This window comes from Mesoterricola silvestris, from assembly GCF_030295405.1.
Classification (GTDB): Bacteria; Acidobacteriota; Holophagae; order Holophagales; family Holophagaceae; genus Mesoterricola; species Mesoterricola silvestris.
In genome coordinates this window covers 607,441-622,162 of the sequence record NZ_AP027080.1, presented here as the reverse complement: position 1 = coordinate 622,162, position 14,722 = coordinate 607,441, and the positions used below count along the sequence as shown (strand labels likewise).

The following is a 14,722-nucleotide window of genomic DNA, read 5'->3' as shown; positions in this document are numbered from 1 at the left end:
TGCATGAAATTCGGTATTCCTGCCCTTACGGCCACCCTCATCGTGCTCGGCGGAGCCGCCTTGGCCCACGGCCAGGCCAAGCCCAAGGCCGCCAAGGCCCCCGCCCCCAAGGGCGCCGCCAAGGAAAGCATCGAGGCCACCTTCGCGCGCCAGAACCTGGACCAGGTCCTGGACGCCGTCAACGCCGGGTGGTTCGGGAAGCCCTACCAGGACGTGCGGGCCGTGGACCTGGACGGGTCCCTGTCCATCGCCTTCACCGCCGCCGCCGCCAACGCGAAGGTCGACCAGCTCGGCCAGGGCGCCGTCAAGGGCGGCCTCACCAAGGGCGGCACCGTCAACATGACCCTGAAGGGCACCTATTTCGCCAACGCCGATTTCCGCACCGAGCTCAAGGGCGACTTCGGGACCCTGCTCTACTACCGGTCCGGCCTGAAGGGCTTCCTGTACAGCAAGGAGATGAACGCCTACACCACCAAGGTGGATCCGCCCCCGGCGGACGCCCCCGTGTCCTTCCTGGGGTGGTTCAGCCAGTGCGTGAACGACGTGCGCGAGGTCTACGTCAAGGGCACCCTCTTCAAGGCCTCCCTGGGCCGCGAGGACGGCGCCGGCGGGCAGATGCTCTCCTTCCAGTCGCCCACCTCCGCCTACGATCCCAAGAAGCGCGAGCAGAGCATGGCCGAGAGCCTGGGATTCTGGAAGCGGGGCAAGCTGGACGTGGTCTTCGACAAGGCCACCAAGCTGCCCACGAAGATGAACTACAGCAACTCCGCCCAGGGCATCACCACCCGCATGACCTTCCACTACACCGGCACCCGCCCCACCAGCGTGACCATCGAGAACCAGAGCCGCGGCATGGAAGGCCCGGCCACCCTCACCGTCTCGTACAACGCCCAGGGCCGCATCGACCACCTCGCGGGCCAGATGGGCTTCCCCGTGGGCACCATGCGCTTCGACGTGAACATGACCTGGACCGGGGAGCGCAAGCTCGCCGGCACCATCCCCCCCGTGGGCGCCACCAAGAAGGGCGGCGACGAGCTGGAGACCATGCTCCTGGTGAACCTCGCCGGGAAGGTGCTGGACCTCCAGCGCGGCGGTTTCAACCTCCGGAGCGTGACGCTCACCAGCAAGTGAGGCCCCATGCCCGACCCCGAGGCGCTCGCCAGCTGCTCCCTCGGGGACGAGGCGCTCTCGCGCGGTGACCTCGCCGGAGCGGTCCGGGCCTACCGCAGGGCCCTGGCCGCTTCGCCCTTTCCCGAAGCCTCCAACAACCTGGGCAACGCCCTGATGGCCCTGGGCGACCTTACCGGCGCCCTCGCGGCCTACCTGGACGCGGACTGCCCCGAGGCCTGGATCAACGCCAGCGTCGCCGCGAGGGCCCTGGGGGATACCGGCCGGGCTTCCGACCTCCTCCAAAAGGCTCTCCGGGCGCAGCCGGGAAACCCCCTGGCCTACACGGCCCTGGGCAACCTCCTCAAGGACCTGGGCCGCATCGACGCGGCCCTGGCCTGCCACCGGGAGGCCCAGGCCCTGGATCCGGCCGACCCCGTGCCCATGGGGAACCTGGCCTACCTGCGCGCCTTCGACCCGGAGGCCTCCGCCGGGGACATCCTCCAGGAGGCCCGGAACTTCGACCGCGTCCACGCCCGGGACCTGGGGGGGGAGCCCCCCACCCCCCGGCCCGGCCCCAGGCTGCGCATCGGGTACGTCTCGCCGGATTTCCGGTACCACTGCCAGGCCTTCTTCACCCTGCCCCTCTTCGCGCACCACGACCGCGCCGCCTTCGCCATCCACGCCTACTCGAGCGTGCAACGCCCCGACGCCGTCACGGAGCGGCTCCGGGCCTCCTGCGACGTGTGGCGGGACTGCGCGGGGCTCCCGGACGGGGACCTGGCCCGGATCATCCGCGAGGACGGCATCGATGTCCTCGTGGACCTCACCATGCACATGGCCGGGGGCCGCCCCCTGCTCTTCGCCCGCCGGCCCGCCCCCGTCCAGGTGGCCTGGCTCGCCTACCCCGGCACCACGGGCCTGTCGGCCATGGACTACCGGATCACGGACCCCTTCCTGGACCCCCCCGGGGTCACCGAGGACGCCTACGCGGAGCGCTCCGTCCGCCTTCCCCACACCTTCTGGTGCTACCACCCCCTGGCCGGGGAACCCGATCCGGGCCCCCTCCCCGCCCTGGCCGCGGGCCACGTGACCTTCGGATGCCTCAACAATCCCTGCAAGGTGAACCCCGCCGTCCTGGCCCTGTGGGAACGCGTCCTCCAGGCCGTCCCCGGCTCCCGCCTGCGCCTCATGGCTCACCCCGGCAGCCACCGCCAGCTGATCCTGGACGCCTTCGCCGACCCGTCCCGCATCGACTTCACCCCCTTCCTGTCCCGGCGGGACTACCTGGAGCAGTACCGGAGCATCGACCTCTGCCTGGACACCTTCCCCTACAACGGCCACACCACCAGCCTCGACGCCTTCTGGATGGGCGTGCCCGTGGTGACCCGCGTGGGCGCCACCGTCGTGGGCCGCGCCGGCTGGAGCCAGCTGCAGAACCTGGGCCTGCCCGGACTGGCCGCGTGGGACGACGACGCCTTCGTGGAGATCGCCGCGTCCCACGCCGGGGACCTGCCGCGCCTGGGGGCGCTCCGGGCCGGGCTGAGGGCGCGCATGGAGGCCTCGCCGCTCATGGACGCCGAGGGCTTCACCCGGGACCTGGAGGACGCGTACCGGAGAATGGCGGGATTTCATCCCCTGCATCCTGTTCATCCATTTCCATCCCCGTTCCCGCAGGGCCAGGGATGAAGTGGGGCGGCGCGCAGCGGATCCGCATGCGCCGACCCATCCCTGCGCTGGCCCTGCGGAACAGGGATAAAGATGGATGAAAGGGATGAAGGGGATCAGGCCTTGAACTCAGGCCGTCCCCGGCTGGGGAGCCGGGCTGTCGAATTATGGGATAGCTTTTTGTTGGCTTCGGTAGTGAATGTCGGGATGGGTGGGGGACTTGGGATCCCTCCTCAGGGGCGCGGCCGCGGTCCCTCCGGGGCCGCGGCCAGAAGGTCGGGCAGCAATGCGCCCCGGGCCGGGATCAGGGTTATTGCCCCCTTCCCCGCCAGCATTTTCTGGGTCTCCAGCACGTCGAAGAGGGCCTCGGACACCGCCGGATCCCTCGAGATCTCCTCCAGCGCGGCGCCCACGATCTCGGGCCGCACGGCCCCGGCCTTGGCGAACTCCACCGCGGCCTGGCGCTCCGCGGTGCTGGTGATGATGTTCACCTGGTTCGTGCCGTCCTGCTTGATGCTGGAGGTCACCTGCCGGAGCCGGTTCACCACCTTGCTCTCGATCTGGCGGATCATGTCCGCGTCCCGGAAGTGGACCTTGCGGATGTAGATGGAGCCCAGCTTGTAGCCCCAGTCGTGGGACAGCGGCGACACTTCGTTCCGCACGGTCTGGCTCATGGAGTGGCGGCTGCTGAGCATGTCCCCCAGGGGCATGTTGCTCAGGCAGCGCACGGTGGAGTTGCTCACGTTGGCCGCCAGGGAGCCCCGGGGATCCGTGTTCTTGAACAGGTAGGCCACCGGATCGCTGATGAACATCTCGTACCAGATCCCGATGCCCATGGGCGCGCCCTCCTCGGAGTTCACGGGGGCGCTGCGCAGGTACTCCTGGTCCAGGCGGCGGTCGATCTCGTAGCAGCGCCCCAGGAACCGCACCAGGGGCGCGCGCCAGCCCAGGCGGAACCAGAGGAAGTGCAGCCCCGGCTCGTCCAGCACGCCCACCACCTTCCCGAAGAGCACGTACACCTGGCAGCGGCGCTCCTGGACGATGGCGTAGAATCCGATGGCCCGCAGCACCCCCAGCACCAGGGGCACCACCAGGAAGCACGCGACGAAGGTGATGAAGGCGACGATGAGGGTTTCCATCACTTCACCTCCAGCACGATGCGGCCGGCTTCGCCGTAGAGCCCCAGGCGCACGTTGCGCACGTAGGCCTCCAGCGCCCCCTCCCCGCCGCGGGCCTTGAGCTCCGCGATCTGCGAGGCCAGGAGCCGCAGGGGCTCCACCTCCGCCTGGGCCTTGAGGGTCTCGATCTCCACCGCGCGCCGGGACTGGACGATCTTCTGGTCCGCCGAGGCCTGGGCCAGGCTGATGTCCGAGGACACCTGGTTGTGGGCCGTGTTGATGGCCGCCAGGGCCGATTCCACATCCGGGGGCGGATCGATGGCCGTGATGAGCGAGGCCTCCAGCAGCATGCCGTACCGCGCCTGGGCCGAGGCGCATTCCCTGTCCATGTGCTCGTTGAGGTCCCTCAGGTTCTTGCGCAGATCATTGATGGAGATCCCCGTCTGCACCGCCGGGACCCCGTCCGCGTCCGCCGGCGCCTCGAAGTTCGCGATGCGCTCCCGCAGCACCGACACGAAGTAGCCCATGACGTGGGCGATGGGGTTCTTGACGCCGAAGAGGAAGGCGTAGAGGTTGCGTTCGCTGATGCGGAACCGGATCTGCCCCGTGAGCCCCGTATTGAGCTGGTCCTTGGTCACCGCCTCCAGCACCGTCCCCCCGTTGTTGGCCGAGGGCGTCCCCGGATCCCACGCCATGCTCACCGTCTCCGTGGCCACCGACACCTTGTAGACCCGCTCCCAGGGCCACTTGAAATAGGGCCCCCCCGGCGGGATCACCCGCACCTGCGGCACCGCGTACCGCTCCCTCTCCTCCGGCGTCAGCATCGCCGAAATGGGATCCTCCGCCGTGGTGGCCGTCCCCACCCGCTCCGCCCTCCCGAAGGAGGTCTTAACCGCCCGCTGGTTCTGGTCCACCGTATAGATCCCCGCCGCCAGATACCGCACCAGGAACCACGCGATGACCCCCAGCGTGCAGCCCAGGGGAATCCCGACGGACAGATCGACCATGACAGCGCTCCAGGAAGTGATGCGCCAAGTATGACCGCCCCCCCCGTCAAACCCCTGTGAATTTCCAGCGCTCCCCACCTTCTTTGGCCTTGGACGCCGCCTTGCTATACTTGCCCATCAGTCGGGGCGTGGCGCAGCCTGGTAGCGCATCTGCTTTGGGAGCAGAGGGTCGGAGGTTCGAATCCTCTCGCCCCGACCAATAGAATCAGATACTTACAAACTTGGTCAAAGATGCCGAAGTGCAAATTTGACCGCCACGCTCTCGGGACCGGTGGGGAAGGGCAGCACAGGGGGCCCCTCCACACAGCCGACTACGCGACAACTTCCGCCGCAGGATACAGCACCAGCTGCCCACCCGCTTGGAGATCGGACAGGCTTGCGGGTTCTCAGGATGGGAAAGCGCAAGAATCATCGCCTCCTTGAACAGGAAGTGGGAACATAGGCACTATTCCCGGAATCCTGATGAAATGCGCCCCGATCATCCTTACCTGCCTATCGTGCGCCCTGCTAAATGCCCAGGCAATCGACTCATCCAAGCAGGAAGGCATCGTCCAAACCATGGATGACGGCACCAGGCCTGTCAGGTCTGCCAAATTGCCTGCCCTATCCTTCTACGGCGAAGTCATCCAGTACCTTTTGGACGGCAATGATGCCATGCCTCCCAATGTGGTCAGCTGGCAGCGGAGGGGGGATCCCCCCGCTCTGAATTGGTTCCTGCAGGTTCATATCGCCCCTGCCCTCACGGGTGACGAGACGCTTCTCACTCTGCAAGAGATGACAGATGGCACCGCGGCGATGATCGTCCTCGTCCCCCGGGGTGGGATCAATTTCTGGTACCAGATGTCTGAACCATGCCTGACCGGGCAAACTCTAATTGTCGAAGAAACGGCGAAGAGGCTGGCATTTGTCAGGATTCGCCTCACGGAAATGGAATTCCCGGATGTTAGACGGATGATCCGCGACTTCAAGGAGCTGAAGGCGCAATTCTTCTTCTCGGACCCCAAGGCAATGGTCCTGGATGGGATTTCATACAGCTTCAAGGGCAGGGCACCGTCCTGGAACTTCGACGTTCACACCGACAATCCCGACCCAGACAACCCGCTTGCCAAGTGGGCAGATGACTGTCATTCGGTCATCTGGAAGCTGGTAAACGAAGACCCTGTTCACGGGATGAAGGGGCACCCCATCACTTCCGTGGACAAGGACTGTATCGGACCGGTTCTCCTACGTGCTTCTGCCGGTTCTGGGAACGTCGACGATGTCAGGCAGCTTCTTAAGCTGAGTGTGCCCGTCAACGGAGTGGATTATTGGGACGGAAGGACCGCCCTGCTTTCCGCTGCCCAGTCATACGAACTGGATGTCGTCAAAATCCTCTTGGAGGCGGGCGCGGATCCCCGCGCAGTGAACCTTAATGGAGAATCGGCAATCCGCCTTCTCCCGGATGAATACGGACCAGGGTTCAGGACCGGGAAAACGGAACTGCCCGAATGGTCAAGGGCGTACGTCCAGCGTGCGGAGAAGAGGACAAAGGTCGCGGAACTACTCAAAAGGGCGGGAACACCTATTGATGATGTAGATGGCGACGGGTTGACCCCACTCATGGTCGCCATACAGCGCCAGGACATCCAGCTTGCCAAGTGGCTTGTCGAAAACGGCGCTGATCCCAAGAAGAAGGACAAGGCAGGAAAGACTGCTTTGGACCATGCCCATGAGTCCAAAGACCCCAAAGTATTGGCGAGTCTCCAGGGCATCCTCTGACACGCTGTGGGAATACTATTACTCAGTTCTAGTCGCGTTTATCCATCCCAACTTAGAACCTCGTCGGCGTAGAGGGTTAGATGAAACGGTTCCTTCTTGGCGCAGTCTGCATGGCAGGGTCCTACCTTGTGGCGCAAGATTGGTTGCCGTGGAATGTAACTCCAAAATTCACCCAGGATTCCAGCGGTTATGAATCCTTCCAGAGCATTAGGGGGAAGGACACAACGGGTTCCCCCTGGCAGATCTCGTGGGACTCCAAAGCGGTAACTGTGACTTCCCCGGACGGGTCCCGCAAGGCGCTGGATAAGACGTTCCCAATTGAAGCGCACCCCCATGGCGGGATGTCCATCAGCACAGATGACATCCAGCGATGGCAGCACCGGATGTGGGAGTGCCTGAGGGTTCGCATCGACACAGGGAGAAACGGAATCGGGTTGGACTACTACATCCTGATCGTGATTGACCGGAAAACCAGGGATTGGACGGTCGGTAGCGGTAGGATCGCTGCGGAGAGCATCGAGGGCCCCATCCAGAAGGGCGATGATCTGGTATTCCGGTGGGATGACGAAGAGGACAAACGCCCCCTGAGGGTCAAGCATGAGTGGAAGGTCTCCCGCAGGTTGAACGGGATTCGCAGCAGCACTCCGGCGGTCCTCTACCAGCTTGAGTACGGGTACCCTTCTTGGTTCCGTTTCTGGTCCGACATCAAATCACCGAATCCAGATTATGCCGAGTACCAGGGATGGCGGTCCGTTGCCTGGAACATCCTCAACTCCGACGCTTCCGGGGGCACCGCAAGCGCGTCGCACGATTCGATTCCCAAGGTGCCCGGCAAACAAGTCTGGCGAAAGGGGACCGGACCGGACCTCTGGTTTCCCGTCAAGGGGACCATCAAATTCAAGTGGGATAAGGAGGTGGAGGTCCGGCGTTACGCCTGTTCACCAGAAAGAATCGCGCCTGATGCGGCATTCAAACTTGCCGCGACTGACGGGTGGGAAGTCATCCTCACTAGGGATGGGGACGGGCAGTACTTGGGTGCCATGCTCGTGGAGAAGGGATCTGACACCCTTAAGTCAACCCTTGGATCCTGGCTACCGAGCCGCAGCCCCTTCCTTCCCCACCAGCAGTTCGGACAACAGCGCCAGGAAGTCTTCCGTTTGGCTCCATGCAAATGGCTCGGGACGCTGGCCGCCTTCAAGGAGTGCAGGCAGACTGGCGTCCATGGCCTGATGGAGTTTGGGATGAACGGAATCCCCGGCAAGGCCCATGTCCTCCGCTTTGGCCAACAGGGCGAGGGTCTGCGACACGAGGGGGTACACCGTCATCCACGGGTAAGGCGTCAGGACCTTCCCGGCGGTCAGGAACCGGCGGGACGGCTCATCCAGGCGGTAGCGCTTTTCCCGGCCAGCTTGGCGCACCTGCACGTGGCCTGAACGAGCCATATCCACCATGGCATCTTGGATGTTCTTCTGGGAATAGCCGGTTTGGCGCGCCAGCTGGGAGGGGGTCCACTCCATGCCGCCGCATAGCCAAGCCACGATCTCGCAGCGAGCCGAACTGCCCATGAGCGCCCGGAGCGACAGGATGAGCGCGGCGGGCACCCACGGTTGGAAGGGACTTGCCTGACCGCGGGACAGGTAGGCTTCGCGCCGAAGGCCCTGCCGGAGGAAGGCGGGATCCGGCAGTCCGACCTGAGGCAGCGGGACGCCTTCCAGCGTGAAGAACAGGGGCTCAGGAGGGGAAGTCGCCTTGCCCGGATCCAGGAGAGGCCTCCAGCGGTTCCCGCCTCCCGAGGCGTGGCAGAGCTCCGCCAGGGCAGCCAACTGCCGGGCCACCGGATGGCGCCCGCGGAGGGCCTTGAGCCGGGGGACGGCCAGGAGATCCCCGTTGATTCCGCACCAATCCAGAATGACGTCGAAAAGCCGGGCATCCCATCGCGCCTGCTCCAGGGAACACAGCAGCAGCGCCTCGGGGTCGATGATGCGATGATCCGCGCCGCCATAGCCGGCGACACCCAGGGCGGACCACTGGCCCCAGAGGTGGTCCAGCAGGATGCGGCGCAGCCGCCTAGACCAAGGATCGGGCGACATCGGCGTATCCCAGTTCCGTGAGCAGACTACCCAGCACCATCCGATAGCCCTCGGAGACGTCCTTCTCCAAGGTCCAGAGGGCGGCGGCGCGGATCTCTTCCGCGGTGGGCTGGAGCTTGAGCAGGTCATCGATGTGATAGCCGCCCCGGTCCACCGAGGCCCAAAGCTTGAAAGGGATCTGGTCGGCCCGGGCAATGAAGGAAACGGTGAGCGCCGGGCCGTAGGCGCAGGTGACCAAGCGATCTTGCAAACCTTCAGGCATGCCGACCTGAAAGAGGCCACCCTCCCCGCTGCTGGGTCCATTGTTCAGCCAGTTCCGGGGCAGGCCGAACACCTTGGCCACCGCCTCCGCCGCCACAACGAGGGCGGGCGGCAGGGGCACGGGCGCCACCAGCCTACCCTCCCTCGCCAGCGCCAACACGTCGAGATCGCGGGTGGTCCGGGACACCAAACCCAGCGCGATCAGAGCCGAACCACCGCAAACAACCAGGTGCACAGGCGCCGAATCCTCCAGGCGGAGTTGATCCTGAAGCAGGTGAAGGGCTTGTTCGAGATGAGGGGCGTCCAACGCTCTATTCATGGTTTTAACACTTTATACAAGTGCTCAAACCACTAGTATAGCCCCCCTGCCAGCCACCGCCAGGCCTTCTTGCACCCTTTTAAAGAGCAGAGGGTCGGAGGTTCCAATCCTCTCGCCCCGACCCATAACACCCGTGTCCCATCAGAGACAGGCTTGGGCTTTACTCGAAGGTGGGTAGGCTTGTCTTGACTCTCTTCATACAGGACGCGTATGGCTCGGACCAGGTTCCTTATTGTGATTACCATGCTGCTCGCGAGTCCGTTCATTCTGACCGCGCAGAAGGTTCAAGCGGTCCCGAACAAGCCCGTTCCAACGGAACTCATCCTGGAACCCTGGATCATCGGAAGTGAAACGGCAGCCCAGTGGAACGGCCTCCTGCCGACGGTCAATGCGCCTGCCCATCGTTCCAAGGCGTATCCGGGGCAGCACCTGACCCTTGCCGTGGGTGCCCAAGGGAAGGATCGAGACCTGCTCCTGAGGGAGGGCACCTATACCTTCACCGTGGCGTTCAGAGGTGCCGCCCAATCCTTCCAGGGACTCCACCCTTCGCAGACTCGGCGCATCAAGGCTGAAGGGGCTGATTTCGTTCTATCTGTCCTGAAGGAAGCCAAGGTGGATTCTGGCAAGCTTGAGGACGCCGTGTCGATGATCAGCCTCGCCCTGTTCGAGGTTGATTGGGTGGTGCCAGCGGAGGCCAAGGATGGCACGGCCACCTTCGGTGGCACGTTCACCTCAAGCACGGGGAAGGTCACCCCGCTGAAGGACCGCACTGTGGAAATTTTGTCCTTCGACCGGATTGCTAAGGAAGGCGGTTTCAAGGACCAGAAAGAGAGCAATGACTGGATGATGACCTATTACCAGCATCCAGAACCTTCGCGTCTCCTCCATGCGCTCAGGATGGAAAAGGACAATCCAGCCAGCAAGCAACCCAATGGAATCGCCTTCAAGGTGGCTGTGCTGAAGTCTTCATCCTTGGCAGCCCAGGACCTCCTCCTAAGGCTGAAGGGTGAGGATCGATCCCTTCGTGGGTTTGCCCTCCTCCTCCTATCCGAAGCGGGTTATGACCTGACCTCCTATCTCAAGACGCTCACGGAAGAGGAGCAGGCCTGGTTTGAAAAGGCCAGGGAAGCAGCCTCGGCCCTTCCGGACCCATACGACCTGAGGCCGGACGCCAGTGATCTCTACAGGGTCACCACGCGAATGGACATGCTGTGGAGCCTATTCCTGGTAACGGGGGACCAGGAGCCTGTCCGTGCCGTTTCCCAGCCTTTGGCATGGCGGGACGACTGGAAGGTGTTCACGAAGATGCGGGACGAGTATCAGAAGACAGGCAAACGGACCAATGGCATGAGCATCGAACTGGTCCGTGCGATGGCTTACGGTGCCTCAGGTTGGTCCCTCGGGTCCTTTGTTCGCCACCACCCCCTCGTCACCGATTTCGTGGAGGCCTGGAAGCAGGATGCGACCATTCCGAAGGTCATCCAGGAAGAACTCGGAACTTTGATCACGAATCCGGCTTTTAAGAGGCAGTAGGCATCCTGGGCGCCCGGCAGAGCAACGCACCCTCCGGGACCAGCGCCCTGAAACCTGCCGCATGCCAGGTCTGAGACCGGCCTATGCGTGGGCCCGGTTCTCCTCCGGGGCTTCCGGGAGGGCCTGCAGCCGAATATAGGCTTGGTTGACCTGCGAGAGACCCGCCCCCAGCACGTTCAGCACCACGGCCGTGCTCCACCCCGCGATGCCGAAGCCCGGCAGGAGCCGCAGAAAGTTTCCGCCCACCACCACCGCCACCAGCAGGAAGGACAAGGCCACGTCCACGGCCGCGGCCATCTCGCTCCAGTGCCGGTCCCGCCTGCCCAGGAGGAAGGCCAGGAGGTTGGCGGTGCAGATGGGAAAGGTCCGGCGGCGCTCCACCAGCAGGGCCAGGACGTTGCCCAGGTTGAGGCAGAGATCCAGGGCCCCCAGGACCAGGAGCGGATAGCCCCAGCGCCCCAGGAGGAGGCCCGACAGGAGCTTGAAGATGCAGAAGGGCAGGCCGACGGTGAGGATTTCCAGCAGGGCCAGCAGCGTGGGATTTCGTACCAAAAGATGCTCCGTGAGGGCGGTGGAAAGCGAACCCGGCGGCAGAGGGGACCCATGCGGGGCTTCCCGGGCGCCAAGGCCTTGGGATGCCACCACCGCGGCCGCATGGGCCTCCAGAAGTGGCATCACATTAGGACATTAGCACGCCCGGGGGGCCTGGCACCGAAAACGCCACCTCCCGATCAACGCGCCTCGGATGATCCGCGCTTTTGGATCCAGTCCCCGATGACATCCAGGACCTGGGGATCGACATGCTGCCCGGGACGCGCGTACTCCCTCCCCGTGCTCTTCCCTTCCACCGGCATGAAGAGATGGTTGAGCTTCGCGAAGCGGCACAGCGTCACGTCCTTGCGGCCGCCCAGGGCCGTCTTCCAAAGGGCGAAATCAGCGAGGGTCACCTGGCAGTCCTGGTCCCCCTGGAGAATGAGCATGGGACGTTCCAGCCCCCGGGCCGCCTCGGCGGGATGGTAGCCTCGCAAATCCAGCCAGTAGGAGGCCGGGGCGAAAAAGATGAGGTCCGAAGGGGGATGCGCAGGATCCAGGGCCTTGATCCGGGCCACGATGGCCTCCATCTGCTTCCGTTTCTCGGGGGGAGGGTTCTGGCGCAGGGTCTGCTCCAGCAGGAGGTCCTCCAGGGGGCGGGACGGCCCGGCCATCACCACGAAGCCCGCGGCCCCCCTGGCCTCCCTGGCGATGCGGGGCACGAGCATGCCCCCCAGGCTGTGGCCCAGGACGAAGACCCGGGAGGGATCGGCTCCTGGCAGGGTCCGGGCCAAGGCGACCGCGTGGACGGCGTCCTCCACGGTCTCCTCCTTCACGGTGAGTTTGTGGATATCGGGCGCGGAGTGGCCCTTGTACACGAGGGTTCGCTTGTCGTACCGGAGGACGGCGATGCCACGTTGGGCAAGACCCCAGGCCAGGTCCCGGAAGGGCTTGGAGGGCCCGATGGACTCGTCGCGATCCTGGGGCCCGCTGCCGTGCACCAGGACCACCACGGGCCAGGGTCCCTTGCCCCCGGGGGCGGTGAAGGTTCCGGGAAGGACCCAGGGCTCGGCGCCCACCTTCACGTCGGTCTCCTGGAGGCCCGGCGGGAGCGGATCCGCCACGGGCAGACCGGGCTTGAGCGCGAAGGGGAAGGACTGGCCCCCCTGGGTGAACGTGCCCTGGATGGCGTTGCCCTGGGCCTTGCCCGTGAAGGTGGGCGCGCCGGGTATCCCCGCGATGCGGAAGCTCACGGTGTCACCGTCCACGGTAATGGCCTCGAGAGGCAGGTTCTTCGCGCCCTGGGCCGGAATGGAGATCGTGCCGGTCCAGGCGGCCCTGGCCTCCAGGTGGACCTCGACCTGGAGGTCCATGCGGCCGAGTTGAATGGCGCCGGAGAAGGTTCCTGGGGCCAGTCCCGGAGCCTGGGCGACCAGGGCGGGAAGGCAGATGGGGAGCGCAGCGAGCCCCACCTTCATGGATGGACCTCCTTGAAGAAGGTACCTGCAAAAGGACTTGGCAAGGCCGATCCAGAGCCTTCTTTCGACCCTGCGGAAGCGAGGGCCCTGCCTGCTCCCCCCCTCCCCTGGCGTCCGCGGGAACGGCCTAAATATTTGGTGTTTTATATATTTAAAAATGTTTTAAACAGGCCGGAAACGTTGGCGTTGTTGGGTGCAGGAGTAGGGTGTTGCCGCCCTCCCTTCGGTGAAGCACGGTTCATGGGTCCATGGACCGGGGACACCCCCGCTTTACCGCCACCCCGATGCCCCGGGTTTCCGGCCCATGCCAGCCATGGGTCCCAGACCTGATGGCAAATGTCCGGTTCATCCGGCGATGTGTGAATTTGAAATGATTGGCCGATCTTTGAATCTGAAATCCATTCTCGGCTTCTGGCTGCCCCTGGAGGCCACCTGGTTGATGATGGGCGTGGAGGGGCCCTTCCTGGCGGGCATCGTGGCCCGGCTGGGCAATCCCGTGGATAACCTCGCCGCCTTCGGGTGTGCCTTTTCCCTGGCCTGGTTGGTGGAATCCCCGGTGATCATGCTGCTTTCGGCTTCCACCGCCCTGGTCCGGGACCGGGAGGGGTTCCTGGCCCTGCGCCGGTTCACGTTCCTGCTCATCGGAACCCTGACCGGGCTCCTGGCGCTCCTGGCCCTGCCCTGGGTCTTCACGCCCCTGGCGGAGCGCGCGCTGGGGATGCCGCCGGAGGTGGCGCGCCTGGCCCATCTCGCCACCGTGCTGCTGATTCCCTGGCCCGCGGCCATCGGCTACCGGCGGTTCTACCAGGGCCTCCTGGTCCAACGCCACCTGGGCCGCAAGGTGGCCCTGGGGACCCTGTTCCGGGTCGGATCCATGGGCCTGGCGGCGGGGGCCACGGTCCTGGCCCTGGACGACCGGATCCCGGGGGCCTGCGTGGGGTCCCTGGGACTCACCGCCGCGGTGGTGACCGAAGCCGTCGCCACCCGGTGGATGGTCCGCCACATCGTGCGGGACCTCCTGGCCCCCGGCCCAAGCGGCCCCGCGCCGGCCATGGCCTCCCTGGTCCGCTTCTACTTCCCCCTGGCCCTCACCTCCATCATCACCATGAGCACCGGCCCCCTCCTCACCTTATTCCTGGGCCGGGGGCAGGATGCCGTCCCCTGCATCGCCGTCTGGCATCTGGTCTACGACTTCGTGTTCTTCTTCCGCAGCGGGGGCGGCGCCTTCCAGGAGGTGGGCGTGGCGCTCTGCGGCACGGAGGACGGGCATGCGGTCGCCCTGCGCCGGGCCGCGGTGTTCCTGGCGGTCCTTTCCAGCGGCCTCATGGTGGCCGTCGTCCTTTCCCCCCTGGGCGCGCTGTGGTTCCGGGGCGTGGTGGGGCTTACGGGGGACCTGCTGCCCTTCGCGCTGCTCCCCGCGCAATTCCTGATCCTGCTGCCGGCCATGGAGGCCCTCCTGGGCTTCCAGCGCTCCCGGTGGATCAGCGCCCGCCGCACCCGCTTCGTTTCCGCGGCCACCGCCCTGGAAATGGGCGGGATCGTCCTGGGCATGGTGCTCTTCGCCCTGGTGCTGGGCTGGCGGGGGACCCTGGCGGCCGCCCTGTCCCTCACCCTTGGCCGGATGGTCGCGTGTGGGTACCTGCTTCGGAAAGCCCGGCTGCTTCCGTCCTGAGGGAAGGGCCGGATCAGGGATCCTCGAGGGCGGGCGAAGCGACGATCGCAGGGCCAGGAAAAAAACGGTTGCAGCCCCTTGCTTTCGTATTTTTTTCGTACATATTTTGAACGAGGAAGCCACTCCCGGGTCCTTCCTCCCATGAGCATCCCGTTCCCATTCAGAGTTCTTTGGAGTCCC

11 protein-coding genes and 1 tRNA gene are annotated in these 14,722 nt (G+C 65.1%); 6 read left to right on the top strand and 6 right to left on the bottom strand.

Going from position 1 to position 14,722, the window contains the following annotated elements; genetic code table 11:
- Positions 1-3: 3 nt before the first annotated feature.
- Together R2J76_RS02705 and R2J76_RS02700 are read left to right on the top strand one after the other, a co-directional pair.
- Positions 4-1,131, top strand: coding sequence for a hypothetical protein (locus R2J76_RS02705; RefSeq protein WP_316414241.1), 1,128 nt, complete (start codon positions 4-6; stop codon positions 1,129-1,131).
- A gap of 6 nt (positions 1,132-1,137) precedes the next feature.
- Positions 1,138-2,796, top strand: a complete 1,659-nt coding sequence (locus tag R2J76_RS02700) for an O-linked N-acetylglucosamine transferase, SPINDLY family protein (RefSeq protein WP_316414240.1) — start codon at positions 1,138-1,140, stop codon at positions 2,794-2,796.
- Positions 2,797-3,008: 212 nt separating this feature from the next.
- On the opposite strand, the gene R2J76_RS02695 is transcribed toward R2J76_RS02700, so the two are convergent.
- A complete protein-coding gene (locus tag R2J76_RS02695; RefSeq protein ID WP_316414239.1) occupies positions 3,009-3,914 on the bottom strand; it encodes an SPFH domain-containing protein in 906 nt (301 codons plus the stop codon).
- On the bottom strand, positions 3,914-4,900 hold the full coding sequence (locus R2J76_RS02690; RefSeq protein ID WP_316414238.1) for an SPFH domain-containing protein: 987 nt from the start codon (positions 4,898-4,900) through the stop codon (positions 3,914-3,916). The genes R2J76_RS02695 and R2J76_RS02690 overlap by 1 nt, the downstream gene beginning before the upstream one ends.
- Before the next feature lie 122 nt (positions 4,901-5,022).
- Here R2J76_RS02690 and R2J76_RS02685 point away from each other — a divergent pair.
- Together R2J76_RS02685 and R2J76_RS02680 are read left to right on the top strand one after the other, a co-directional pair.
- A tRNA-Pro gene (locus tag R2J76_RS02685) sits at positions 5,023-5,099 on the top strand.
- 263 nt (positions 5,100-5,362) lie between these two features.
- On the top strand, positions 5,363-6,658 hold the full coding sequence (locus R2J76_RS02680) for an ankyrin repeat domain-containing protein (RefSeq protein WP_316414237.1): 1,296 nt from the start codon (positions 5,363-5,365) through the stop codon (positions 6,656-6,658).
- 1,091 nt (positions 6,659-7,749) lie between these two features.
- On the opposite strand, the gene R2J76_RS02675 is transcribed toward R2J76_RS02680, so the two are convergent.
- On the bottom strand, positions 7,750-8,748 hold the full coding sequence (locus tag R2J76_RS02675; RefSeq protein WP_316414236.1) for a helix-turn-helix domain-containing protein: 999 nt from the start codon (positions 8,746-8,748) through the stop codon (positions 7,750-7,752).
- The gene (locus R2J76_RS02670; RefSeq protein ID WP_316414235.1) at positions 8,726-9,316 is read right to left on the bottom strand and encodes a hypothetical protein; all 591 of its coding nucleotides are present in this window, start codon (positions 9,314-9,316) and stop codon (positions 8,726-8,728) included. Before R2J76_RS02670 ends, R2J76_RS02675 begins: the two co-directional genes overlap by 23 nt.
- Positions 9,317-9,571: 255 nt before the next feature.
- Here R2J76_RS02670 and R2J76_RS02665 point away from each other — a divergent pair, with 255 nt between their 5' ends.
- Complete coding sequence (locus R2J76_RS02665; protein WP_316414234.1) at positions 9,572-10,861, top strand: hypothetical protein; 1,290 nt, start codon at positions 9,572-9,574, stop codon at positions 10,859-10,861.
- 81 nt (positions 10,862-10,942) lie between these two features.
- Here the strand turns inward: R2J76_RS02665 and R2J76_RS02660 are convergent, their stop codons facing one another.
- Together R2J76_RS02660 and R2J76_RS02655 are read right to left on the bottom strand one after the other, a co-directional pair.
- Complete coding sequence (locus tag R2J76_RS02660) at positions 10,943-11,413, bottom strand: hypothetical protein (RefSeq protein ID WP_316414233.1); 471 nt, start codon at positions 11,411-11,413, stop codon at positions 10,943-10,945.
- Positions 11,414-11,592: 179 nt separating this feature from the next.
- Positions 11,593-12,870 carry an alpha/beta hydrolase family protein gene (locus R2J76_RS02655; RefSeq protein WP_316414232.1) on the bottom strand — a complete coding sequence of 426 codons (1,278 nt, stop codon included), beginning with the start codon at positions 12,868-12,870 and terminating at the stop codon, positions 11,593-11,595.
- 370 nt (positions 12,871-13,240) lie between these two features.
- Between R2J76_RS02655 and R2J76_RS02650 the strand changes: the two genes are divergently transcribed.
- Complete coding sequence (locus tag R2J76_RS02650; RefSeq protein ID WP_316414231.1) at positions 13,241-14,542, top strand: hypothetical protein; 1,302 nt, start codon at positions 13,241-13,243, stop codon at positions 14,540-14,542.
- Positions 14,543-14,722 lie beyond the last annotated feature (180 nt).